Raw genomic sequence first — 25,597 nt, 5'->3', positions numbered from 1 at the left:
TATCATTGCAAGCTTTTTTTAAAACTTTCTTGTTCTTTCAAAACTGGATAAACGGGCATTGAATTGCGTCAAACTGGTTTTGGTTAAGTCCTCGATCGATTAGTATTCGTCAGCTCCATGTGTCACCACACTTCCACCTCGAACCTATCTACCTCATCGTCTTTGAGGGATCTTACTTACTTGCGTAATGGGAAATCTCATCTTGAGGGGGGCTTCATGCTTAGATGCTTTCAGCACTTATCCCGTCCACACATAGCTACCCAGCGATGCCTTTGGCAAGACAACTGGTACACCAGCGGTGTGTCCATCCCGGTCCTCTCGTACTAAGGACAGCTCCTCTCAAATTTCCTACGCCCACGACGGATAGGGACCGAACTGTCTCACGACGTTCTGAACCCAGCTCGCGTACCGCTTTAATGGGCGAACAGCCCAACCCTTGGGACCGACTACAGCCCCAGGATGCGATGAGCCGACATCGAGGTGCCAAACCTCCCCGTCGATGTGGACTCTTGGGGGAGATAAGCCTGTTATCCCCGGGGTAGCTTTTATCCGTTGAGCGATGGCCCTTCCATGCGGAACCACCGGATCACTAAGCCCGTCTTTCGACCCTGCTCGACTTGTCGGTCTCGCAGTCAAGCTCCCTTGTGCCTTTACACTCTACGAATGATTTCCAACCATTCTGAGGGAACCTTTGGGCGCCTCCGTTACCTTTTAGGAGGCGACCGCCCCAGTCAAACTGTCCGCCTGACACTGTCTCCTGCCCCGCTAAGGGGCATGGGTTAGAATTTCAATACAACCAGGGTAGTATCCCACCGACGCCTCCTTCGAAGCTGGCGCTCCGAGATCTCTGGCTCCTACCTATCCTGTACAAGTTGTACCAAAATTCAATATCAGGCTACAGTAAAGCTCCACGGGGTCTTTCCGTCCTGTCGCGGGTAACCTGCATCTTCACAGGTACTATAATTTCACCGAGTCTCTCGTTGAGACAGTGCCCAGATCGTTACGCCTTTCGTGCGGGTCGGAACTTACCCGACAAGGAATTTCGCTACCTTAGGACCGTTATAGTTACGGCCGCCGTTTACTGGGGCTTCAATTCGTAGCTTCGCTTGCGCTAACCACTCCTCTTAACCTTCCAGCACCGGGCAGGCGTCAGCCCCTATACGTCACCTTACGGTTTTGCAGAGACCTGTGTTTTTGCTAAACAGTCGCCTGGGCCTATTCACTGCGGCTCTCTCGGGCTTTCACCCTAACAGAGCACCCCTTCTCCCGAAGTTACGGGGTCATTTTGCCGAGTTCCTTAACGAGAGTTCTCTCGCACACCTTAGGATTCTCTCCTCGACTACCTGTGTCGGTTTGCGGTACGGGCACCTCTCACCTCGATAGAGGCTTTTCTTGGCAGTGTGAAATCAGGAACTTCGTCCATACGGACTCGCCATCACAGCTTGGCGTTACAGTGTGCGGATTTGCCTACACACACGCCTTACTGCTTGGACGCGCATTTCCAACAGCGCGCTTACCCTATCCTCCTGCGTCCCCCCATTTCTCAAACGGTGAGGAGGTGGTACAGGAATATCAACCTGTTGTCCATCGCCTACGCCTATCGGCCTCGGCTTAGGTCCCGACTAACCCTGAGCGGACGAGCCTTCCTCAGGAAACCTTAGTCATACGGTGGACGGGATTCTCACCCGTCTTTCGCTACTCATACCGGCATTCTCACTTCTAAGCGCTCCACCAGTCCTTCCGGTCTGACTTCAACGCCCTTAGAACGCTCTCCTACCACTGACATCGTAGATGTCAATCCACAGCTTCGGTGAATCGTTTAGCCCCGATACATTTTCGGCGCAGCGTCACTCGACCAGTGAGCTATTACGCACTCTTTAAATGATGGCTGCTTCTAAGCCAACATCCTGGTTGTCTGTGCAACGCCACATCCTTTTCCACTTAACGATTACTTTGGGACCTTAGCTGGTGGTCTGGGCTGTTTCCCTTTTGACTACGGATCTTATCACTCGCAGTCTGACTCCCGTGTATAAATATCTGGCATTCGGAGTTTGTCTGAATTCGGTAAACCGGGATGGCCCCCTAGTCCAAACAGTGCTCTACCTCCAGTATTCTCATCACGAGGCTAGCCCTAAAGCTATTTCGGAGAGAACCAGCTATCTCCAAGTTCGATTGGAATTTCTCCGCTACCCACACCTCATCCCCGCACTTTTCAACGTGCGTGGGTTCGGGCCTCCAGTAAGTGTTACCTTACCTTCACCCTGGACATGGGTAGATCACCTGGTTTCGGGTCTACGACCACGTACTACTTCGCCCTATTCAGACTCGCTTTCGCTGCGGCTCCGCCTTCTACAGCTTAACCTTGCACGTAATCGTAACTCGCCGGTTCATTCTACAAAAGGCACGCTATCACCCATGAACGGGCTCTAACTACTTGTAGGCACACGGTTTCAGGTTCTCTTTCACTCCCCTCCCGGGGTGCTTTTCACCTTTCCCTCACGGTACTGGTTCACTATCGGTCACTAGGTAGTATTTAGCCTTGGGAGATGGTCCTCCCGGATTCCGACGGAATTTCACGTGTTCCGCCGTACTCAGGATCCACTCAGGAGAGAACGAACTTTCGACTACAGGGCTATTACCTGCTCTGGCGGACCTTTCCAAGTCGCTTCATCTAACTCGCTCTTTTGTAACTCCGTATAGAGTGTCCTACAACCCCAAGAGGCAAGCCTCTTGGTTTGGGCTCTTCCCGTTTCGCTCGCCGCTACTCAGGGAATCGATTTTTCTTTCTCTTCCTCCAGGTACTTAGATGTTTCAGTTCCCTGGGTCTGCCTTCAAGACGCTATGTATTCACGTCAAGATACTACGCCATTAAACGTAGTGGGTTCCCCCATTCGGAAATCTCCGGATCAAAGCTCACTTACAGCTCCCCGAAGCATATCGGTGTTAGTGCCGTCCTTCTTCGGCTCCTAGTGCCAAGGCATTCGCCGTGCGCCCTTAATAACTTAACCGTCGGCTTTCGATATACGTCGTTATCCAGCGTCAGCTTCATTCGCTCGCTCAGTCACGTACAGAGGTACGCTCCTTTACTCACTCAATCGCTTCCTTGTCTAACTCGTATCTCAAAACCCTTAAATTATTAAGCCTAAAAAACTTAAAAAATAAATGTGTTTGTTACAATTTCAATGTCGTTTTATCCAGTTTTCAAAGAACAAAGCTACTACCTGCTTCTATTGTTGAGAATAACAGGAGTACATGATTTTGAAGTATTTCATTCAGAAGAATGAACCTTCAAAACTGAACAGCAAAACGTAATCGTACAAACCCAAGGTTTGTATTCCGAAAATATCCTTAGAAAGGAGGTGATCCAGCCGCACCTTCCGATACGGCTACCTTGTTACGACTTCACCCCAATCATCTATCCCACCTTCGGCGGCTGGCTCCAAAAGGTTACCTCACCGACTTCGGGTGTTACAAACTCTCGTGGTGTGACGGGCGGTGTGTACAAGGCCCGGGAACGTATTCACCGCGGCATGCTGATCCGCGATTACTAGCGATTCCGGCTTCATGTAGGCGAGTTGCAGCCTACAATCCGAACTGAGAACGACTTTATCGGATTAGCTCCCTCTCGCGAGTTGGCAACCGTTTGTATCGTCCATTGTAGCACGTGTGTAGCCCAGGTCATAAGGGGCATGATGATTTGACGTCATCCCCACCTTCCTCCGGTTTGTCACCGGCAGTCACCTTAGAGTGCCCAACTAAATGATGGCAACTAAGATCAAGGGTTGCGCTCGTTGCGGGACTTAACCCAACATCTCACGACACGAGCTGACGACAACCATGCACCACCTGTCACCGTTGCCCCCGAAGGGGAAACTATATCTCTACAGTGGTCAACGGGATGTCAAGACCTGGTAAGGTTCTTCGCGTTGCTTCGAATTAAACCACATGCTCCACCGCTTGTGCGGGCCCCCGTCAATTCCTTTGAGTTTCAGTCTTGCGACCGTACTCCCCAGGCGGAGTGCTTAATGCGTTAGCTGCAGCACTAAGGGGCGGAAACCCCCTAACACTTAGCACTCATCGTTTACGGCGTGGACTACCAGGGTATCTAATCCTGTTTGCTCCCCACGCTTTCGCGCCTCAGCGTCAGTTACAGACCAGAAAGTCGCCTTCGCCACTGGTGTTCCTCCAAATCTCTACGCATTTCACCGCTACACTTGGAATTCCACTTTCCTCTTCTGCACTCAAGTCCCCCAGTTTCCAATGACCCTCCACGGTTGAGCCGTGGGCTTTCACATCAGACTTAAAGGACCGCCTGCGCGCGCTTTACGCCCAATAATTCCGGACAACGCTTGCCACCTACGTATTACCGCGGCTGCTGGCACGTAGTTAGCCGTGGCTTTCTAATAAGGTACCGTCAAGGTACAGCCAGTTACTACTGTACTTGTTCTTCCCTTACAACAGAGTTTTACGATCCGAAAACCTTCTTCACTCACGCGGCGTTGCTCCATCAGGCTTTCGCCCATTGTGGAAGATTCCCTACTGCTGCCTCCCGTAGGAGTCTGGGCCGTGTCTCAGTCCCAGTGTGGCCGATCACCCTCTCAGGTCGGCTACGCATCGTCGCCTTGGTGAGCCGTTACCTCACCAACTAGCTAATGCGCCGCGGGTCCATCCTGTAGCGATAGCAGAACCATCTTTCAACTCAAAAACATGTGTTTCCAAGTATCATTCGGTATTAGCCCCGGTTTCCCGGAGTTATCCCCAACTACAGGGTAGGTTACCCACGTGTTACTCACCCGTCCGCCGCTAACGTCAGAGGAGCAAGCTCCTCCTCTGTTCGCTCGACTTGCATGTATTAGGCACGCCGCCAGCGTTCGTCCTGAGCCAGGATCAAACTCTCCATAAAAAGAAATTTGATTTGCTCAAATTGTTTTGCTGGCATCTCATCTTCATTCGATGTCCAAAATTATTTCGTTCACTTACCAAAGTAAGCTACTAAATTTATTGATTACGTTTTGCTTGTTCAGTTTTCAAGGTTCATATAATACTCATCACTTTCGCGACAACTCTTAAACTATAACATCTTCACCGCTTGTTGTCAACATTTTTTTGAAATTTTTAATCTCAAATCAATAAAAGCAACTCTCAAATAATATCACAATTGTTTTATCAATGTCAATATCAAGTTAACTAAAATATTTTTTAGTTTTGATGTTATTTGCTGTGTCGTTTTAACGACAAATAATAATTTATCACTTCCCCAACAATTTAGCAAGTGTTTTTTATCATCAAAATTAAAAAATATATAAATATTGATTTAGTTAGTTATTTTTTGCATTTTCGAGTGTTATAAAAGGTAATTTTGTTTTACTACTATACATCGCTTTCTTTTAACTCGCAACCATATATTAAACCTCTGTTAAAATAAGCAGAAGCTGTGGAACGGCTTCTGCTTATTTTGTCTTTACACTCTATTTAATAGTTACTTTAATTCATCCTTTTGAGGATCAACTATATTTAAGCACCATAAAAAATTATCCCACGCAGAATACCAACCGCTGAAAACTTCAGAGGAATCATCCCAACGAACATCAAATTTTTTCTGACCATCAATTTCTACTAAATATAAAGAAAGTGTTTCATCTTTCTTAGCAACAACTAATTTCATGCCATTTTCACGTTCTTCTTCCGTCAATGGAACGTCTGAAACAGAGCGTACCTGTGCCTGTTCGAATACTTGTTTATTCATAATTTTATAATTCATTATAATCCCCCAATAATACTTCTTTTAATATCGTTTATGTTAGCTGTAAAATACAGAACTATAAAAGTATAACCTATATTTATTCAACACAAAAAGAGGAAATCCGCTTTTTTTGTGCGAATTCCCTCCCTTCTTTATACTGTTCAGTAACAATAAAGTTCTGCTTTTTCGCCCGCTATGAACCCGCATTGCACCGTTGGTAGTTAGAACAAAGTTGTGTCGCAAAATCACCGATTTTCCCAATTATTTTCCAACCTAAAAGCAGAACTTAATTCTCGTTAGAATAAAGTCCTGCTTTTCCCTTGCCTTTCTCCCGCAATCTCCCCGCCCTCACCACGCAAGCACCACAGGTGCATTCCATCATCTCTCCACGCACATTCTCTGACGCCTCCAGCGCCCGTATCACGCTTTTCTCGGCTCCTTTCCTTATTTAATAGTCGTTTCACCTTCCTCTCGCCTTCTCACGCCCTCTACACGCAAAAACAGGAGAATCCACGGCGGATTCTCCTGTTCTTCTCGCTCTCCTCTGATATGGGAGCAGTTCTTTGTTCTATTTTTGATACGGCTTTGTTGTATCAAGCAGTACTTTGTTCTACTTAGACATAGTAATGATTCTTTTAATAGTAGTTGCACCAACTAGGCTGATATTGATGTGTAGCTTTTTCAACTTCCGATATCCATGCAGCTACATCAGATAATTTAGATTGTAACTCTTCAACTTCCATTTCTTTAGAGTCCGCATCATTCCAAAGCATTTCCAAAGCATATTCTACACCATTTCTAGGATACTGAACTGAATCGTGATTTAAAAAATAATGTAGACCAGTATGTTCTGTAACATATTGTTTGCCTACTTCTTTTAAAACCTCACCATTTTTATCACACTTTGCATCTTTACCAAATGCACCTATTTTCCAACCATAGTGTTCCCTACTAAACGTGTAATTATCATAATGTCCCCATCGACTAGTATATACTTTAAAATTTAATTTATATCCAAGATTTAAATCTCCACCAGTACTTTTCCAACTTAGTGATTTATCTGTTTCAAAAATACAACGATATAAATCTTCAATAGAATGGAAGTGATAATAATAATCGCTCAAATCATCTTCTGGAAGAATATCAGAATTACAAATAAATCTTTCATCGTATATCGGTAAAATGTAATAATGTAAATTACTAGCTACAGTTGATAGGTTATCCAATTGCTGCTCTATAAACTCTTGATTACTTTCAAACGAATCATAGTGATTTTTAAGAGCTAAATAACCCACTTTTAACTTTTCACATTCTTCTCCATAATCCACTTCTTCACGTACTCTCATATTCATTTGCACAATTTCTTCAATGCTTCTTTTCACTTCATCTAAAATTTGTCCATCTTCATTGAATAAATTTGTTTTAAATTGTTCAATATCTCGTTGTTTGAAGTAAAATATCTTTACTAACTTTTCATTATTAAAACTTTCATCTAAAGAAACTCGAGAATCATTAACTAAAGCATTAACAATTTTAAATTTTAGATTCCTAATTCTTGCCTCATCATATGTAATTCCCATGTCCATCCTCCTAATAATGCTCTTTTAAATAACTAGCTAGCCCCTGAATATCAGGATATACCGTCCTACTATTAATACCCATATTTTCTAACTGTTTAATCAATACCTCTTTTAATTCCGGCTTAATAATAATCTGCAATTGATTTTCATGAGTTACTATGTCATCCATACAATGTTTTTTCTCAACAACTTTAGATAACATTTTCAACTTTTCTATAAGTTCCTCCGCTAACCGCTTTTCAATAGGATTCTGTAAATCTAACAAAGCATTTATAGCCTCCATAGCCTCACTAATATAGTATGAATCAAATTTCTTATTTTTTACAACTTCTGATATCTTATCAGATATCGAATTTAGAATTGTCCTTTCTATTTCTCCTTTATATAATTCGGCATTCAAATATTCACTTTTTATCTCCTCGAGAAGCAATTCTCGAACAATACCCGCTTCTTCTTCAGTCTGTTCAAAATAGACTGAAAAACAGCCCTGTTGACTCTTAATACGTTCGTTATAATATTTAGTTTTAAAGAACGTATATCTCTTAGAATTACTATACGCCATCTTTTTTAGGTGATTAATAACAGAAACTTTAACCTTTTCACAACTCAAATACTTATATCTTAAAAAGTGCTCTATAATCTCATTTTCTTTAGAATTTATATTAATAACTTCTGGAGATTTTATATAATATATTTTTCCAGGAACACCTATCCAATTTTCACTAACACATGCAAAATATAGGGCATGTAATGAATTTTCTGTCCAATCTAACAGTCTAGTAGGAATCCCGTAATGCTGCATATTACAGGCATTATTAATAAAATCGTCGTCAATAAACTCTTTATGGTTTGCTTGTTGTATTTCAAGATACATAGCAGCCTCTTTGTTAGGCATCTTCTTTCCCCTAATTATACTTGGCTCTAAATCCCATTCATCGTTTGACTGTCCTCTAAATAATTTCTTTTCTGAGTTGCTAGATAACGTAATGCTCATATAATCTAAAATATCTTCAATAAAAATTGGATAGGCTACACTTAGTTGGACAGAATTTTTAAGGTCAAGTAGACTACAAATAACACATTTGAGGAGAATCTACATGACTAAAAGAGAACGCCGAACATTTACTGAAGATTTCAAGCAACAGATCGTGCAGCTGTACCAAAATGGAAAACCAAGAAAAGAGATTATTCGTGAATATGATCTTACTCCTTCATCTTTAGACAAGTGGGTGAGTCAGAGTCAAAAATCAGGTTCTTTTAAGGAGAAAGACAATTTAACAGATGAACAAAAAGAATTGATGGAACTCCGAAAAAGAAACAAGCAACTAGAAATGGAAAATGACATTTTAAAGCAAGCCGCGCTGATACTAGGACGAAAGTAAATGTAATCAAGAATAATCAACACAAATACTCGATATCAGCAATGTGCAAAGTCCTGCAAATCCCTAGAAGTACTTATTATTATGAAGCAAAAGAAAGAGTATCGGAGGATCCCGTTACCTCTGATGTAATCGATATTTTTCACGCAAGCCGTCAGAACTATGGAACACGTAAAATCAAAGTAGAATTAAAAAAGCGCGGTCATATTGTTTCCAGGCGAAGAATTGGGCGCATCATGCAGGAGCAGGGTCTCGTTTCTTCATACACAATCGCTCAATTTAAACCACATACAAAATCCTGTAATGAATCAGAACAAACAAATGAACTAAATCGTGCATTCGCACAGGAACAAGAAATGACCACAATCGTTAGCGATTTAACGTACGTAAGAGTCAATCAAAAATGGAACTACGTATGTGTCTTTGTCGATCTCTTTAATCGGGAAATCGTCGGTTTTAGTACAGGGCCAAATAAAGATGCATTACTCGTTTATCGTGCGTTAGCTTCTATCAAAGTCGATCTTAATAAGATACAGCTTTTTCATACGGATCGTGGAAATGAGTTTAAAAATAATTTGATTGATGATGCTTTAAAGACTTTTAATATCCAACGATCCTTAAGTATGAAGGGCTGCCCGTATGATAATGCAGTAGCTGAAGCAACATTCAAAATCATCAAAACAGAGTTTGTGAAGGGCAGACATTTTAGTAGTTTAGAAGAATTAACAAGGGAGTTAAAGGACTATGTTCACTGGTTTAATAGCATAAGAATTCATGGAACCCTTGGATATGAAAGCCCAATTGAGTACAAACATAGACACCTTAAAAAAATTGTCTAGTTTAGTGTTGACATACCAAATCTCTAATTTACTAAGAGAAATTTCTTTATCTAATTCTTTAATCCCTTCATCTAATATGTTTATTTCATTCAAAATTACATCGTTAAGAGTTTCCGATAGAACTTTCATAATCGCCATATCTTCATATACATTGAATGAACACACAATCCCTTGACCTTTCCCATTAACACATAGAATTAATTCATTTTTAATTCGTTTTTCGAATCCTCTATTACTACATTTAAAGTTAGTAAAAAGACCTTTTTGCACTTCAAATTGGTCTTCATAATATATATATTTAATCATCCCATACTCCTTTAATTTAAATATCCAAACAATTATCTATTTCACTTTGTTAATTTTATATCCTTCAACCCATCCACTTAAATTTCCTTGAGCAGTTTCAACTTCTACCTTCAACCAGTTCCCTCTACGACCTACTACTTTTACTTTTTGAAAGGGTTCTATCTTGCTATGATATAAAACTGGCGCAGATTTCATTCTTCCTGCTCTCAATAAAAACTCTTGATTGGATTCGCCTACATACTCATTAAATTTCACTTTAACTTCATTCGTCACACTTATTTGTTCTTTTGAATACTGAACTTGTTCTGTAAAAGCCTCATCAAGTCCATCCATGAGATTTTCAACCGAATCATCTACAAAAGTACCAAGCACTAAAAGAATAGGCATAAAAATTTCGGTAATAATATATTTAACAGCGTCTATCCCTAGTTCAAATGAAACTGCCATTAAAAACCCTTTTAAAGTGCCTTTGTTCTTTGCAATTTCTTTTAACCGCTCCATCTCCTCAACAGAAAAAACTTGTGATGAAATTGGATTATTAACGGTCACTTCAATATCAGTTTCACTCGCACCTTGTAGCTTGAATTCCGCCCTTTGACTTTCACTCTCACTTTCAAATTCCTTTACTTGCTCTAATACGTCTTCTACTGAAAGTTTAGAGAATACAGGTAAAATGTTATTGATTAACTGTGATTGTTGACTTACAAAATCTAAATATGGTCTTGTTGCGAGATGTTGAATACTATCATACTGACTCAACAATTGATTTGTCGCATCCATCATTCTATCATCGAAAACTCGCTGAGCAATTTGTTGTTGCTGAACGATTTTAGATAAAATAGCCTCTTGCTGCTGAATCATTCTTACTGCCGGACTATCTAACATACTTTCCATCATTCTCTGTTGCCTTAAAATACTCTCCCATACTGAATTATTAAAAAAGTCCAATTTAACAGTCCCCCTCCAATCATTGCATAAAAAAACTCCCTATAACTATAATAGCAAGGGAGTTAAGTAATTCCAATTTAAACCATTTCAATACTTAAACCTCAATAAATATCTGGCATTTCGCATCATAAAAATCTATTGCCTTCGCTTCAGCACAATTCAAACAGTAGACCTTATATAAAGGTGTCGTCTGGCTTTTCACTTCATAAACAATTTCATTATCAAACATTTTTTCACAATGAAAACAACGCTGTGCATCTGTTACTTCAACAACTGTAGGTAGTAACCCTAAAGGATTTATGTTCCATAATAAATTGCGTTGCTCATGCGCTTCTTTAAATGTTAATTTAGGAGAAGCTACTTTGTGTTTTCCATCCTTGAAATAAACTAATACATATTCATGCTTATACTTAAATATGTTCATTATTGATTACACCCCTTTCTCCCTTTAGGCGTTACCTCATCAAACCACTCGCGCTCATGAATGCGCAGCCATGCAAATAATCCGTTATTTATTTTGCTTAGTTCTTTGCGATTTGCATTTGGATGTTTGCTAAGTAACATTAACCATTGTTCTTTTCGTTCTTCGCTTGAATAAATCGGTACGCGATTGCTTCTTTTTCTTACTCGCTTTCCGATGACCGGCTCTAGCTCGAATAATTTATCTAACGGTACATTCAAAAACTGAAGCACTAGCAAGTGTCGCAAAGGACTTCTATTTTTGGCGGTGTTCCTTATAAATAGTTTCAGCCAATTGTTTCTTTCTTCTAAGCTGACCGCGCTCTGCATCATTTCCAGATAACTAGCAGGATAATATGTTTGAAAAGCTTCAAGGAATTCGGTCATTTTTATATTGCCGGCGTAAGATGTTAATTCTGCATCTCTCAATCTATCTATATAGAAACTACTCATATAATTGTGTGGCAAACGAATTCGATTTTGCATAAGCCATTGCACATTTTGAACATATCTCTCATCGAACTCTTTATACGCTGCAACTTCATCACTGGATAAAGCCGCATTACATACATCATCATCTGCACATATATAATCTAAATTCTCTTTTGTTATATCTACCGCGCTTTCTTTATAAAGCACTTGATGCGTTGGACAATATAATACTCCGGGAACTTGTGGCAGCCTACGCCAATAGCTCTCTCCAAAATTGTTTAAGTCTTGTTCGTAGCAGCAAGGGCAGTATCTCAAAAACTGTGGCGTTTTAATTTTAGACATCGGGATGCCGACCATATTCTCTATGCTCATCCGGTTCCCGTATTTCATTGCATTGTATATTGCAGTCGTCTTCTCCTCGGTCATAAATGCTGTATAAAACGGAAACATTGTATGTTCCCAAATCAGCTCATCCGCTGATAAATTCGTGTAGAATGGTAGCCTTTCAATAAAAGGTCCAAGCCTCTGCGGAAAATATACAGACTTTCCTACTTTATGATGCCGCTCGATTCCATACACATCTCTTTCTAACCCTAGCTTGCTATCAATAGCATTCATCTGTTTGTATCTTGCAAGAGCGCTGTAAAATAGCTCGTCGGGGTAGAGCATCGGGAAGTTATTTAACATCCCCAACACCTCCAATCCAGCACTTCATATCATCTATATAGCCTTGTTTAACTAAAGCCTCGTATATAACATTTGCCTCTATATTTTTTTGATAGCTAAAACGAATATCGTTCTGTTCATATGCATATTCTTGAGGTGTATTTATAGGCTTCGGCTTTTTGACCGCAATCGATTGCTTCGCTACTTTCACAGAACTAACAGCTGGCTGCTTAATAGGGTGCATCTGCTGTTCCACTTCTAATTTCCTCAAATCCTCATACTGATGCATTTTATATGGATTTTTCGATTTAATAGCATCAATCATTGGCTGCATTAACTTAAATTGTTCTTTAGCCACCTTCCGTACCATGCTCGCAGTAAATGCTTCTTTCCCTGTAGAGATAGCCATTACTTGCACATTGGCAAATAGCTTAACAATTAAGTCAGATACACCTTGCGTATGTTCATAAAATACTGTCACCATTTCATCTGTTAATGGCGTAAAAACCTGCGTCCATTGATACCGCCATAAAGACTCTAAAAAGAAACGGAACTCCTTATCATGCTCCATGTTGTTCCAGCTAATCTCGCCGTTCCCACTCACACGACGCGCAATTCTAAACTCCTGTTGAAAAATTGCGTAAGCAGCGGGCGTACCGATAAATAAAATAGGCACACCAAATGAATTCATTAACGTTACAAAATAGTTCATCATTTGCTTGATGGCTCGGTTCTGCAAATGCTGAATCTCATCTATCACTAGCAGCCCTAATCCAATGTTATTTGCTACCTGCCCCATCTGTGGAAGCATCGCATCTACGGACGTATTTTTAGACACGTTTCGCTTATAGTTACTCGTCCCAAGAATTTCATCCACTTTCATAAAAAACTGTAATGTTAAAGCCTTCAAGCTAGATGAATGTGGCGTTTGCAACGTTAGATGTGTTAGCTGCAACTGATTAAATGGCTGCTCTTTATACTTGTTGTGTACAATCACTTGCGGAATATTATTTAAAACTCGCTGAACAGAGCTGGTCTTGCCCATTCCAGAGTAGCCAATTAATGTGGCACAGCTAGCAGTCGTTCTAAATGTAGATTGATTGTTTATATCAAAACTTTTATTAATAATCTCCTTGCCCATTTGATTACGTTGGCGAATATAGTCCTTATCAAATGGATTACGCGAAATATAGCCCTGATAAAGCAAAGAAAATGTTGTGTTCCAAACATCCAAATGACGAGGAAGCGGCTGAAACAATTTATATAACCGCTGGACCATATGAAGACGAAATGCACTGTCATAATCCCGTTCCGACTCATCAAATGAAATTGGCATCGCTAAGCTATCAATAATCGCTTGCTTAGTCATTAGTGGTGGCAACGCTTGAATAAACGGATTGCTGTTATATTCCTCTAGCAAAGATTCATGATAGCTTGCCTGTATTGCATCCATACCATTTTCCAGATAGATTTTATTCATTCATCTCACCTCTAAATATCGCAAACTCATCAAATTCATCTACCAACTCCTCTGGTTCTTTCACTTTTGACTCACGCAAGATTTCCCGTTGCAGCATTCGTTCCGCCTGCTGATTATCCTTAATGCCTCTAATCCTCTGCGCCTTTGACAAATTCGGGTCACGTTCTGCCGCACTTTCTTCTCTCGCTACATTCACGATTGCCTCAAGCTCTTCATACAGCTTCATTTTCGCTTGCAATTCTTTCTCTTGGCTCTTACGGTCTTTATTCTGCTCATACTCCTTGAGAGCCAATACTTCATCTAGCCCTTTACCTTTATAAGCTACTAAATGCTCCAATAACGTAAGCTTGTGAAGCTGCCCGTCTTCTCCATACATATAAATCTCTGATATATCCAAAGGGTTGTAGCATATTTTCACCTTCTTGCTCCCGTTCACACGAGCTTCAACAAAATTGCCAGCAGCTAATAACTCTGGCGAAGCATATAACATTTTTTTAAATGACACGCCACGAGCAGTCAAAGTCCCTGTATCCGTCGGCAAAAGGTTAATCCGAATTAATTCCTCCGGCAGTATTCGCACGCTCCCCTTGTAATGATTAACATAGTAATCCCAAAGCTTAATTGGTATCTTCTCCACACCTAGCTCAATCATTTCTTCTGTCAGCACATAGTCCTTCAATACATGATGGTTATTGTGGAACAACACCGTCTTAATCAATACTTTCGTGAATTCGTCAATTGTCATCGTAGCCTGCAAACGATAATCCTTTTGACCGCGCTCTTTTGCTTGATTACCTTTAATCACTACGCCATCAGCAAAAGGCTTTATTTTAACGTTAAGCTGCTCAAAGGCTTGCTCTATAATCCCTTTATAATCAGCGTGATACGGCGGGGTTTGCTGAATAGCGATACCTAGCCGCTCAATTGCATGCTCTATCCGCTTACCTTCTAAAGCTCCTTGGTCAGTCAGTATTTTGCTCGGTACGCCAAACGCCCATTCACTATCATCGATTTCGATGCCGTACCGCTTGCAAAATTGCTTTTTGGACGTCATTGCATTATATAGTGCTAACATTTCTCCACCATAACCATTTAATGATTCGAAAGAGATAGAGAATCCCATAATCATTCTTGTAAATGCACATACAGCCATATGTAATGTAGGGCGACCAACGATTACATTGCGGTTTGTTGAACTGACTAAATAGATGTCAAATTGTGTGGAATCAAATTGCCAGCCCTCACTTGTAGACGTGCCAATGATTGCTCGATTATTTTGCTGGTAGTTACGCATACCTTGACGTTGGATAATCTCCTTTTTCGTATCATTTAATTTTTTGAACCAATAAAGGAATTGATTATACGTTGGTACTGCTTTAGCCAAAATAGGTATCGACACACCATTCTCATTTACTGAATCAACTGTGTAATAATCCTTTAAAACCATTTCATAAACGAATTTCAAACTGTTATTACGTTCGTTGTAATAGTACTTATTTAAAGCAGCTTTAAATTGGCGTTTTACTTTTTCGTCTACATTGAGGCCGCGATCGCGGCCTCTCTTACTTGGTCTTCCTACTTTTTTATTTGAAAGATTTCGGTTCTTCCCGCTCGAACCGCACTTATAATAATTAGGCAACAAGCTATTTTTTGTACTACCACCGCGCCAATATTTCAGTAGTAACGCTTTAAATCCGTTGTAGCTTATCTTGTATTTACGTAGCACTCTATCAATTGCCTGCTTGCGGTAGCTCCCGATAAACGCGAACTCATCATTATCTAGTTCCTGCAAAAACGCTGTTACTATTTCCCACGCCTTATCCCGCTTTTCTCGTTCTTTCTCACTTAACTGCTCTTCAGAAACGGCACGAATATACGTATCGTGGACCTCAATCCATTCCTTTGACTGAATCGCTTCTATTAAATCCTTCGACTGCATTGGATAACACCAACGATTTCCTTCCATATTAATCACATATAAAACATTCGATAATGAATTAATGTATAAGACACGAATAACATTGCCATTACTATGCTTGAATAGCTGGTTTACAATTAAATTCATGATGACCTCCTACTTTAACTCCTCTAGTGTTGCAGCGAGATTAATTGCATTTTCAATGTTTACATCCAAACATTTTGTTGCCAATAAATAACGAAAGAGCCATAACGCTTTCCCCGGCTCTAGTCCTTCCTCATATTCAAATTCGTTTAATAGCAATTTAATTGGTATAAAGGTGTTATTTTGTATATAAGCTAATAATGCATTTGCTAATCCATCTTCCTGCATATCCTGTAATAGCGTTTCTCGACACCATTCAATATTTTCGCAGAGCTGTCGCGATAGCTGCTTCTCGGTTATTACTTTCCAATCTACTCCCCGCGCTTCCCAATATCGTCGCTCAATCTCTAATTTTTCGAGCGTGATTTTTTTCGATAGCTCACTCGTATTTTTTACAGACCGCGCGACCAACCTTTCTTCCCCGCCTTCTCCCCGCACTGTTAATACAAATGTCGTACATATAATTAACGGATAGCCATCTGCATCAGTAAATTTATCTAGCCGTAGCCCTTCCTTATCATCAATCACCTCCATTAAATCTAACAATGGGTAGCTTTCACGAATGTCTATAATGGCATCACTGTATTCAAATATTAAGAATGCCCGTAGCTGATTATCAGAATGTAAATGATGAATCCGCTGCGTCTTTATGCCTTGAATACGAGTAGCTCTCCCCTTGCTCGAATAATCGGAAGTTTTCACCCACGGGATATAATCTTTCCCCGTTCCCTGTCCTCTACCTTCCTTAACAAATCGTTTTACCTTCGCGTTCTGCATTTTAACCTCCTAAAACGTCAAAAAAAGCACCCATGACATATATGTAACAAAGACCGTTTTTTTAAAACAGAATGTTACATACAAGCATGGATGCTTATAAGCAGACTTTATTTATGATTTAGGCAGCACATAATTATCTCTGTGCGCAAATTTATTATAACAAATTTTAAAAGTTAAGTTAAAAAAAGATTACACTTTTTTGATGATTTTTTGATTACTAAAATATTTACACTCTAAAACATACGACTAATCAAAAGCTTGATTTAACAGTCTAAAAAGGATGCGTTTTTATTTTTTGTTTACTATATTATTCACTCTACAAGCACTTATTTTATATGAAACATAAAAAAGCAAATTGTTATCAACACTAGTCCATTTGCCATGATTGATTGTTAATACTAATAGATTTACACTGGCTTTAATTTGGCTAACGAAAGGAAATTAAAACTATGAATCTTAAACATAAAAAATTGCGAGCTTCTTTATTACCTGATGAGTGGGAACGATTTACCTTAGAAGAATTCGCTGCCATCATTAACTTCTGTAAAGTTGATGCTAATGGCGAACCGATAGAAATAAACTATACAGGGGACCGTTTATTCATCTACTATTGCGGAACTACCTTTATGTTGCGTACACAAATCGATATAAAAACTCTTGTTATCGCTGGTTTTGCACCTTTAAATCAAAATCCCTTATTTATTGAAGAATTCGTAAGTGCAATATATTTTTATGGAAAGAAAAACAATTACACAAACCTTTTAATTGAAAACTGCTTTGATGATTTTAAATTCCTAATGACAAACTTAGGTTTCCAACCAATGAACAGCGAGTTTAGTCATTTCCAAAAAAGAATGATTAACTATTAAAAAGGCTCCCCGCATATGCTCTAGGAACATTGCGGGGAGCTATTTTGCTTTTATAGTTTCATCCAATTAAAAGAACGAAATCTTCTTTAAACTATTTTCGATGCTTTCTGCTGTAAGCCCCAAATACCTCATAGTCGTTTTTTGCGATGAATGATTAAATATCTCCATTAAAGTCGCTACATCCTTAGTTGCTTGATAGTATATGTAGCCAAACGTTTTACGCATCGTATGGGTCCCCACTGATACATTACCAATCATTTCTCCAGCCTTAGTGATTATCCGATAAGCTTGCGTTGTTGTTATATGTCCATTACCTTTACGGCTTGGGAATAAATACTCTACATCTGAAGGAAGCGTTTCAATATAATCTGCAATATCCGCCATTAAACTATTTAAATACACTGTACGTTCTTTTTGAGTTTTACCTTCACGAATTTTAAATGAACTTCTTCCTTTTACTTGCTCTACTTTTAAGGACACTAAATCACCGCAGCGTAAGCCTGTGGAAATTCCTAATTTAAATAGCAGCTGGTTCCGCAAGCCAAACTCTTTTGACATTCCAAGTGCTTCCAACATATTATGAATTTCAACTTTCGTTTTTAACGGCTGTACGTCAATCAACATACCTTTTTTTGCTTTTAAATTCGCCATCCAATCACCTCAATAAATATGTATGGTTTTCACTTTAAAACTCGAAAAGGATACATTGATACCCACATAAAATTAAAGATGTTATTATCTCAACATTTTATAGGTATCCTTTTGCTCAAAAGCATACATTAAATAATTCTAGAAAACCCGAACCATAAAATATGGTCGGGCTTTCTAGGAACGTTATTCAAAAATCCAACGTCTTGGATATTCTGCATCAAGGAACATCTCTTCTAATTCTAGGACACTTTTTTTAGCATTATCACTTAGTGACACGCCTTCAAAATGAATTGACTTTGCTCCAAGTAATTCCTGATTTATTTCACTATATATATCAAGAATTGCTTTTTCAAAAGATGCTTTTAGCATTTTGTGAATTGATTCATGATGCATGATGTCCTTAAGTAGATTAGGATATTTAAGGACTAGATTTCTAATATCTGTATCTTGGCAAGTTGCTGAAACTAAAAGTTCTTCTTCATTTCTAGTAATGCCAAACTGAAAGATATATGAAACACCTTCTATATCTAATCGTGTATCAATAGCAATTGCATCGTATGGTCCGCACAACTCCTCCGGTAAATAAGTGACTACTTCATTGCTAGTCAGTTCAATGTTTGTTTTCACCATTTCTACTTGCTTGTTCTCGATTTTATTTTTCATTTCCATTCCTCCAAGTTCTGTTTGATTTTTTCTTCAAGCACATCAAATTTTTCAGCAATATATTTCTGAAACTCTGTATGTGCCTGCGTAATTTTTTGTTTGTAGTACTCTTTGGCGTCTTCCTGTAGCGATGTTAATTGCTGGTCAACAAAAAGCTTAAACTTTTTATCTAGCAATAATTCACCTAGCATTTCTATCTCTGCGTGCTTCGATTTTTTAGTGTTTGTGATTCCTAGTTGTTCATTTAACCACGCCACACAATCAATCTCTTTCGTGCCACAGAAAACTCTATACTTCATTTCTACTAGCCCGATATCACCAAAGAATAACTCGCTGTAATGCTCGTTTGATAATGTGTCAAAACCTCTGTTTTCCAATAGTTAACCTCACCTTCCTTAAATCGATTGATGATTATAGTCAACATTAAAACATACGTTCTATTTTTATGCAAGTATTTTATGCATATTTTTATGCAAAAAATTAACGGAACAAAAATACAAAAACCTTTAAAATCAAATGTTTTCAAGTGAACATTCAAAACAAGAAATGAATTTTATGTATTTTTATTCATTTCAATGTTACCTTCCAAACATTCATTTTTGTTCATAGCGTTCGCAAAACTCTAGTAATGCCTGCGAAACGATGTCTTGCATCTTGTAATGTTGATATTGCCGTTGGAAGAGTTCCGAGAATCGTTTGTAGACATCCTCTTGTATTCTCAAACTAATTGGTTTGTATGTTCGATTGGCTAAAAGCAAAGGGTCAATAACAAATCGACATTCCTCTTTGGATTGCGCTGTTCGTAAAATCAAGTCCTTTAAGACTTCTAGATTATCTTCCAAAAACTGCAACGCATCTTGTCGAATCCCATCCCGTTCTTGCTCTTGCAAAACATATCTTCTCCGGTTGCTATCATATTTGTATCCGGCAGATTTGATTGGCTTTTCCAAAACATAAGCTCCAACGCCCATTTCCTGTGCGATTACCTTAAGCTGCTTCGTAGCTCGCTGCTTGTTTAACCACTTAACTTGTTCTTCAATTTCCAAGTTTAAATAGTCTACAATCGACAAAAAACTCACCTCCTCACTTTTGATTTTTCATTTTATACAAAAACACTACAAACTATTCCAAAAAACATGTTCTACCTTTTTCTAACGCACTTTTTCATTGCATTTAATTATGGCTCCATATCTTTTGGTTTTTTATCTTATACAAACTCATTGCAAATTATTACTTTATACGACAAAAAATATGTTCTACCTATTCTTTATGCACTTATATCATGCATTTCACTTAATACCAGATAGCTCTTAAATAAAGCACTGCAATTTTTACATAGTGTTATATTTACACCTACTTTTCCGTACAATAGCTTGTTATTACTCATTCGGGAGCGTAGGTGCGAGAACACGGATAAGTAATGTCAAATCTATATTCGGAGGTGCATTCTCAATAGCAAATTGCATTAAATATCTCAAACCACATGACAAGCACTTACTTCATGCATTCAAGTCATGCGGTGTGTTAACACAAGAACACATTGAACATTACATCAGCAAAACTAGGCTCAAATGCTTCATTCAAGATGGCTATATTAAAGAGTCACTAGCCTTTTGCTCCAACAACCGTACAGAGCGTATTTACTTTTTAACGGACAAAGGGAAAAAGTTTGCTTCTAAACATTGTGTTTTAGGTCACTTCTATCGCTCAACGTCAGCAACACATGACATAGCAATCGCTAATTACTATATGGCGTTACCACTGGAGCAACGTCTGACTTGGATAACAGAGAGAGAACTTTTAAATGTTCGGAACCAAACATCTAAAAATTCGGAATCAGAGAGATTATTTGAAGAAATTGTTGAACGAAATATCAGTCCAACAGACGGCGGATACATACGCGACGGGCAATTACAGCTGGTAGAAGTCTTAACGAGGAACTATCAGTGGGAACACGTCTTAGCAAAATGCTCATTTGCAGCAGCTCTTAACTGTCGCATGGAAATTATAAAAATTTAATTTTAAGGGGGTTTTTCGTCGTGATTAAAAAATCATACAAGCAAGAGGTAGCGGAAAAGCATAAGGCTATACTTTACGCTATCTATCATTTAGGCAAAGGTATTATGTGGCGCTCGCAGCTCTCTAAATATATGGCTCACTTTCAGCGTATGTCAGAGCCACAATTATCAAAAGCACTTACGGAGCTAACAGCAGCGGATATTATTCACATTCACAATTACTTAAATCGACGTATTATTCGCTTAAAAAAATTCGGCGTCTACTTTTTAACCGGAGCTGCCCGTGAAGAAACGCCAAGCATTAGTTTTTCTTCTAGCAAAGCTATTCACAGCGCATATGTAAACAGTATCTTGCTACACACGTTGCAGGAACAAGAAGACCCTACTACGTTAGAGGCGTTTGTAAAAGCAACACAAAAAAACAGCACATTATTGAGCAAACAGAAAAACACTCATCATATACTGTTAAATTTAATGCAGAAAGCGCCATATAAATATAATTGGCATCTACTTAATAGCCATTACAATATGCTAGAAGCAGTCAAAAATATTGCTTCTGCAAAGCTGCACGGGCTTGAACTTAGTACAGTCCCTCAAGTAGATAACGAGTTTGACCTTAACTCCATGCAAGCTCGCAATGTCTATATCGGGAAGTGGCATTTTTGCGAAAGAGAAGACGACCTGCATAACAAAATACTCTTGCATGGTCCTACTGTCTATATACTAGATATCAATCGGAAATACAGGTATGTCAAAAAGTTAGATAATTTAATGACAGAGATACGCAATTATTTACAGCAGATTCTCGGTTATCCTGCTGGGTTGCTAATCCGATACAAATTAATCGTGGAGGATGCACACACGGAAGCCTATTATCATACAAGCGAGAAGTTTGAGAAATTGCTAGAGCATCACTACTTAGATGAAATAGAAATTTTAAATCTAAACATTGTTGATGAGGTTTTTGGTGGGGCTATAATTTTAAAGTAAACCTTTAAAATAGCGTTATACCTTTCTCTATTTTTGCATACAATAAGCAAATTTATGAGAAAGGTGTTGTTATATCAACATGGAATTAAAGGAAGAAAAAAAGAGGCTTATGCAAGAAGCGCATTTAGCTCGCTTGAAAGCAATCAAGCAGCAATTACTGAAATCCTTAGAAGGTACAGACGAAGCAGCAGCTCAATATGTAGAAGGCATGTCATTTGAACATCTAACTTCCATTTGTTTAAACGAATGTTTAGCAAATGAGTCGGTTCTGGAAGGTCTACAAAAAAAGATATCATTATTCGTTTTGTTTGACCGCATTTTGCACAGGCAGCAATAAATCGTATTGTAGATATCATTAAATGTTTAGTAGATAACATTGAAAAGCTAACTAGCATATCAATAAATGTTATTAACATTCTATTTATATCTACATCAGGATTACATTACATCATATTGATAGGAGTGGGAACATGGCAATTAAAGAAACAAATATCGCTATGCTTATTAAAACGTTGCGATTAGACAGAAATTTATCATTGAGAGAATTAGCGGATAAAGCTGGCGTTACAGCTTCGTACATTTCAAAAATCGAAAATGGACTTAAGCCTAACATTACTTTAAACGTATTATTAGCACTTTGCGAGGCGCTGCAAGCGGACCCAAAGCTGTTTTTAAACGATAAATTGCAAAAGGCTTATGAAGAACCATTGGATTGGAAAGACTTTTTCTTAATGAGTGAGGTACATCATCATGGAGAACCATTAACATTGGAGCAGAAGCAGAAAATGATTGAAGCAGCTGCAAAAACAATTTCATAATTTAATGGGGACAGGTAGAGAAATCTACTTGTCCCTTTTGTGTATGGCATCAAAAAAGAAAAAAGCCATTTAATTTTGATACCATAGCTTCCCATTCAAACGCTTCTAATCTATCTTCATATATAGCAAGACAGCGTTCCTTTAGCTCTGTTACCGTAATTGTAATATCTTCTGGATAAAACGCGTGTTTTTCAAGCACATTTACCACGTTATCATCGTGATAAACCTTCCAAGTATTCGGACCCTCAAATACATCTGTCCAAACCTCCAGCGTTTCTTTGTCCATTACAATAATAGCGTGTGCAGCCAAATTATAGTCCTTTACAGCGCTTTCTAATCCTGTAAATTCCATCATATTACCACCTTTCTTTTTTGATACCCACACTATACTAAGAAAAATACGAGTTGCGGATAAAAAGTGGTCGAACGATTCATTATTCATGTCGAACCCTTTAATAAATAGGTAAAAATTGGTACGACATGTTTTTGAATTTTAAATCGTTTTTTTATTGTATTCTTCTTCGTAAATAAAAAACATTCGGAGGAAATACTATGAAAAAGGAATACGTATCACAAGAAAAACTACATAACGGTAAAATTACAGCACAACTAGCGAAAGAGTGGTTGCAACGCGAGCAGAGCCTACTTATTAATGCTCAAACAGGTACTGGTAAAACAACTAGCCTAATGAATGCTGCGCTACAATTAGCTACTCAAAATGAGTTGAGTGAATATTATATCTTTACGGCTCCTACCGTAAATTTGTGTGAACAAATCGCTCAAAATCATCCAAACGGTACTCTTTTACTAACGGGTAGTGTCAAAAGGAAAGAAGAACTAATCAACCAACATATAGGAGAAGGTAATCGTGTGTTCATAACTACTTATGACCAAGCCGAAATGTTAGTTTCACATTTAAAGTTGCTAAACAACACTTCGAAATACAACCTGATAATCGATGAGTACCATCGGCTAATTGCTGACTATAACAAAAACTTCCGAAAGAAAACAATGGCAAGCTTATACAAGTTACAACAGAAAGCTAAAAGTGTCATTGCGCTTTCGGGTACACCGCAACTAATTTTATTAGATAGCTTTGATTGCTTAATTACAGTTGAGCGTAGCGCTAAACCGCTATTTAACGAGTTTAGCATCGTTTCGTTCCCGAAAAAAATGGCATTAGCTAAATGTTTACTTCCATACATTTATCGTCGGGTAAATGATGGTCATAAAGTGATTGTATTTTTACAATCTGTCAAAAGAAACAAAGCTTTAGCAGACAAATTAAACGAGAACAGTATTTCAGCAATCAATATCGACTCATCAATCGGAAAAGACAATGAAGCTTATCGTAGCATTGTTCAGTTAGGGCGATTCCCTGAAAACATCGATGTTATTTTCACCACTTCTTTATTAGCGGAAGGAATTAGCATCAACATTGAAGAACATGAAAAAATAGAAGTTATCGTTGTAGCTCATAAATTTTCAAATTTCTTCAGTCCTTTAACAATCGAGCAAATTAGCAATCGAATTCGTCAACCTTACGCTAGATTCTCAATTTTCACTGAAAATCCATCCGATTTTGAAAATTGTAATTCGATGCTTTATAACTATGAGCAAAAATTCCGAAGCTTGAAAATCGAAGCGCAAAATTCAAAACAAAATTTAATCAAAATGACTAATGGAGTTACCGAACTAACTGTTCAATCTATCTCATCTTGCGAAAGAAATGCTTATCTAGCTTTAGATGGAAAATCAATTGTAATTGATGAACTAGCAATTTTAAACGACATTTCAAAGGATTTCGAACTGTACTATAAATCGAATCGTCATGCGTTTATTGCAGCCCTTAAAAAGCAATTTCCGCACTATACAATTTCTTGTGTAGACTATGACTTAGATTCACAACTTGAAGAAGGTGCTACTAAAGAGGATATTAGTATTAGCGATATACCTCTTTCACAGCGCTTCACTGACCAAGATTTCGAACTGTTGCAAAAGCGACAAAAGCAATTCGATTTCTATTTAAAAAATCACGCCCTTGAGCCTGTTGAAAAACGAACTTTGAAGGCTTTGTTACCTTATACGTCATGCTATAACTTGTTAATAAAAATTGCGGAAAACTTCTCATCTACTCAAGTGAATTTGCTAATTGATACTTTAAACGGTTATATAGAGCTACAAACCTTAAAACGTACCAATAATACAAACTTCACGTTAGAATATGTTCAATTGATAGCAGGTGAAGTCGGCGATAATTACTTTACTGTAAAAGAATTAAAAATTCTTTTACACGAAGCTCATAAACTAGCTATTTGTTCAATTGACGGAAATTTACTTCCTGCTGAAAAAATGCAAAAAATATATTTTTTCAAAAGAGAAAAGAGAACAAATTCGAAACGCTTATATTCGTTAGAATTACACACTCCAGCTACAATAGCAGCACAATTCAATTTAACAAACGAAGAGGTTGCTAACTTACTGAAATGTACAATTAAAAAGAATGAAGTCATCGCTAACGTAGACTTAATCTATCTTTTGCTGGCTTCATAAAATGAATAATACATTTGGCGATAGTGCTTTCATGCGCTATCGTTTTTTTGTACTCTAACGCACACGTTGCTTCGTACTAATTAAAAGCGTAGTTCTCTCAAGAATCACAGGTAAAACAACGTGCGTCCTTTTTAGTGACAAATATTGCATCCAAATACTACTTTACGTGTTGCCATTGCCATCTTTTTTACGAAGCTTAGACGGACTTCGTTACAGTGTTCCTACGACTAAGTGAAACGTAATACAAATAAAAGCATTATGTGCTACTACATCTGGATTCATTAACACATTGCACAAGCTGTTAAATTATTAACATTAGAAAAGGTGACAAAAAAATCTGTTGTTTCTTAAAGAACTAATTTAA

Annotated in this window: 21 protein-coding genes and 2 rRNA genes; 7 read left to right on the top strand and 16 right to left on the bottom strand. The window is 38.4% G+C overall.

From position 1 onward, the window contains the following. Nucleotides 1–79 precede the first annotated feature (79 nt). The 5 genes from MHB42_RS00830 to MHB42_RS00810 form a co-directional block, all read right to left on the bottom strand. A 23S ribosomal RNA gene (locus MHB42_RS00830) occupies nt 80–3,008 on the bottom strand. A gap of 344 nt (nt 3,009–3,352) precedes the next feature. Further along, nucleotides 3,353–4,903, bottom strand: a 16S ribosomal RNA gene (locus MHB42_RS00825). The 16S and 23S rRNA genes sit together here, the layout of an rRNA operon. Before the next feature lie 576 nt (nt 4,904–5,479). Next, the gene (locus tag MHB42_RS00820; protein WP_340803869.1) at nt 5,480–5,761 is read right to left on the bottom strand and encodes a hypothetical protein; all 282 of its coding nucleotides are present in this window, start codon (nt 5,759–5,761) and stop codon (nt 5,480–5,482) included. Between the two features lie 617 nt (nt 5,762–6,378). Continuing rightward, complete coding sequence (locus tag MHB42_RS00815; protein WP_340803868.1) at nt 6,379–7,323, bottom strand: hypothetical protein; 945 nt, start codon at nt 7,321–7,323, stop codon at nt 6,379–6,381. A gap of 10 nt (nt 7,324–7,333) precedes the next feature. After that, nucleotides 7,334–8,317, bottom strand: coding sequence for an FRG domain-containing protein (locus MHB42_RS00810; RefSeq protein WP_340803867.1), 984 nt, complete (start codon nt 8,315–8,317; stop codon nt 7,334–7,336). Nucleotides 8,318–8,420: 103 nt separating this feature from the next. Between MHB42_RS00810 and MHB42_RS00805 the strand changes: the two genes are divergently transcribed. Then, nucleotides 8,421–9,541 (top strand): IS3 family transposase gene (locus MHB42_RS00805; RefSeq protein ID WP_152927986.1). Its coding sequence is split into 2 segments (ribosomal slippage): nt 8,421–8,670 and nt 8,670–9,541, totalling 1,122 coding nucleotides; the frame shifts between segments, so codons are not numbered across the junction. Between the two features lie 342 nt (nt 9,542–9,883). Here MHB42_RS00805 and MHB42_RS00800 read toward each other — a convergent pair. The 6 genes from MHB42_RS00800 to MHB42_RS00775 form a co-directional block, all read right to left on the bottom strand. Further along, a complete protein-coding gene (locus MHB42_RS00800; protein ID WP_340803866.1) occupies nt 9,884–10,795 on the bottom strand; it encodes a hypothetical protein in 912 nt (303 codons plus the stop codon). A gap of 94 nt (nt 10,796–10,889) precedes the next feature. Beyond that, nucleotides 10,890–11,219, bottom strand: a complete 330-nt coding sequence (locus tag MHB42_RS00795; RefSeq protein ID WP_340803865.1) for a hypothetical protein — start codon at nt 11,217–11,219, stop codon at nt 10,890–10,892. Further along, on the bottom strand, nt 11,219–12,373 hold the full coding sequence (locus MHB42_RS00790) for a TnsD family Tn7-like transposition protein (protein WP_340803864.1): 1,155 nt from the start codon (nt 12,371–12,373) through the stop codon (nt 11,219–11,221). The genes MHB42_RS00795 and MHB42_RS00790 overlap by 1 nt, the downstream gene beginning before the upstream one ends. Further along, nucleotides 12,363–13,832 (bottom strand): ATP-binding protein, encoded by a 1,470-nt coding sequence (locus MHB42_RS00785; RefSeq protein WP_340803863.1) that lies wholly within the window; start codon nt 13,830–13,832, stop codon nt 12,363–12,365. The genes MHB42_RS00790 and MHB42_RS00785 overlap by 11 nt, the downstream gene beginning before the upstream one ends. Further along, the gene (locus MHB42_RS00780; RefSeq protein ID WP_340803862.1) at nt 13,825–15,897 is read right to left on the bottom strand and encodes a Mu transposase C-terminal domain-containing protein; all 2,073 of its coding nucleotides are present in this window, start codon (nt 15,895–15,897) and stop codon (nt 13,825–13,827) included. The genes MHB42_RS00785 and MHB42_RS00780 overlap by 8 nt, the downstream gene beginning before the upstream one ends. 9 nt (nt 15,898–15,906) lie before the next feature. Then, nucleotides 15,907–16,671: a TnsA endonuclease N-terminal domain-containing protein gene (locus tag MHB42_RS00775; protein WP_340803861.1), complete on the bottom strand. Its 765-nt coding sequence runs from the start codon at nt 16,669–16,671 to the stop codon at nt 15,907–15,909. A 449-nt stretch (nt 16,672–17,120) separates the two neighbouring features. Between MHB42_RS00775 and MHB42_RS00770 the strand changes: the two genes are divergently transcribed. After that, nucleotides 17,121–17,540 carry a hypothetical protein gene (locus MHB42_RS00770; RefSeq protein WP_340803860.1) on the top strand — a complete coding sequence of 140 codons (420 nt, stop codon included), beginning with the start codon at nt 17,121–17,123 and terminating at the stop codon, nt 17,538–17,540. 66 nt (nt 17,541–17,606) lie between these two features. Here the strand turns inward: MHB42_RS00770 and MHB42_RS00765 are convergent, their stop codons facing one another. From MHB42_RS00765 to MHB42_RS00750, 4 genes are all read right to left on the bottom strand, one after another. After that, a complete protein-coding gene (locus MHB42_RS00765) occupies nt 17,607–18,191 on the bottom strand; it encodes a tyrosine-type recombinase/integrase (protein WP_340803859.1) in 585 nt (194 codons plus the stop codon). Between the two features lie 183 nt (nt 18,192–18,374). Next, nucleotides 18,375–18,854 carry a hypothetical protein gene (locus MHB42_RS00760; RefSeq protein ID WP_340803857.1) on the bottom strand — a complete coding sequence of 160 codons (480 nt, stop codon included), beginning with the start codon at nt 18,852–18,854 and terminating at the stop codon, nt 18,375–18,377. Next, entirely contained in the window at nt 18,851–19,231 is a 381-nt protein-coding gene (locus MHB42_RS00755; protein ID WP_340803855.1) for a hypothetical protein, read from the bottom strand. Before MHB42_RS00755 ends, MHB42_RS00760 begins: the two co-directional genes overlap by 4 nt. 216 nt (nt 19,232–19,447) lie before the next feature. Continuing rightward, nucleotides 19,448–19,924, bottom strand: a complete 477-nt coding sequence (locus MHB42_RS00750) for a hypothetical protein (protein WP_340803854.1) — start codon at nt 19,922–19,924, stop codon at nt 19,448–19,450. A 451-nt stretch (nt 19,925–20,375) separates the two neighbouring features. Between MHB42_RS00750 and MHB42_RS00745 the strand changes: the two genes are divergently transcribed. From MHB42_RS00745 to MHB42_RS00730, 4 genes are all read left to right on the top strand, one after another. Continuing rightward, nucleotides 20,376–20,873: a hypothetical protein gene (locus MHB42_RS00745; RefSeq protein WP_340803853.1), complete on the top strand. Its 498-nt coding sequence runs from the start codon at nt 20,376–20,378 to the stop codon at nt 20,871–20,873. A 20-nt stretch (nt 20,874–20,893) separates the two neighbouring features. Beyond that, on the top strand, nt 20,894–21,862 hold the full coding sequence (locus MHB42_RS00740) for a hypothetical protein (RefSeq protein WP_340803852.1): 969 nt from the start codon (nt 20,894–20,896) through the stop codon (nt 21,860–21,862). 79 nt (nt 21,863–21,941) lie between these two features. Further along, nucleotides 21,942–22,199 carry a hypothetical protein gene (locus MHB42_RS00735; RefSeq protein ID WP_340803851.1) on the top strand — a complete coding sequence of 86 codons (258 nt, stop codon included), beginning with the start codon at nt 21,942–21,944 and terminating at the stop codon, nt 22,197–22,199. A gap of 133 nt (nt 22,200–22,332) precedes the next feature. Beyond that, a complete protein-coding gene (locus MHB42_RS00730; protein ID WP_340803850.1) occupies nt 22,333–22,680 on the top strand; it encodes a helix-turn-helix domain-containing protein in 348 nt (115 codons plus the stop codon). Nucleotides 22,681–22,729: 49 nt separating this feature from the next. Here the strand turns inward: MHB42_RS00730 and MHB42_RS00725 are convergent, their stop codons facing one another. Continuing rightward, nucleotides 22,730–23,035: a hypothetical protein gene (locus MHB42_RS00725; protein ID WP_340803849.1), complete on the bottom strand. Its 306-nt coding sequence runs from the start codon at nt 23,033–23,035 to the stop codon at nt 22,730–22,732. Between the two features lie 197 nt (nt 23,036–23,232). On the opposite strand from MHB42_RS00725, the gene MHB42_RS00720 reads away from it, so the two are divergent. Further along, the gene (locus MHB42_RS00720) at nt 23,233–25,233 is read left to right on the top strand and encodes a DEAD/DEAH box helicase (protein WP_340803848.1); all 2,001 of its coding nucleotides are present in this window, start codon (nt 23,233–23,235) and stop codon (nt 25,231–25,233) included. Nucleotides 25,234–25,597 lie beyond the last annotated feature (364 nt).

Source organism: Lysinibacillus sp. FSL K6-0232 (assembly GCF_038008325.1).
Taxonomy (GTDB): Bacteria; Bacillota; Bacilli; order Bacillales_A; family Planococcaceae; genus Lysinibacillus.
Note: the sequence above shows the minus strand (reverse complement) of the source record. Positions and strands in the feature narration are given on the sequence as shown.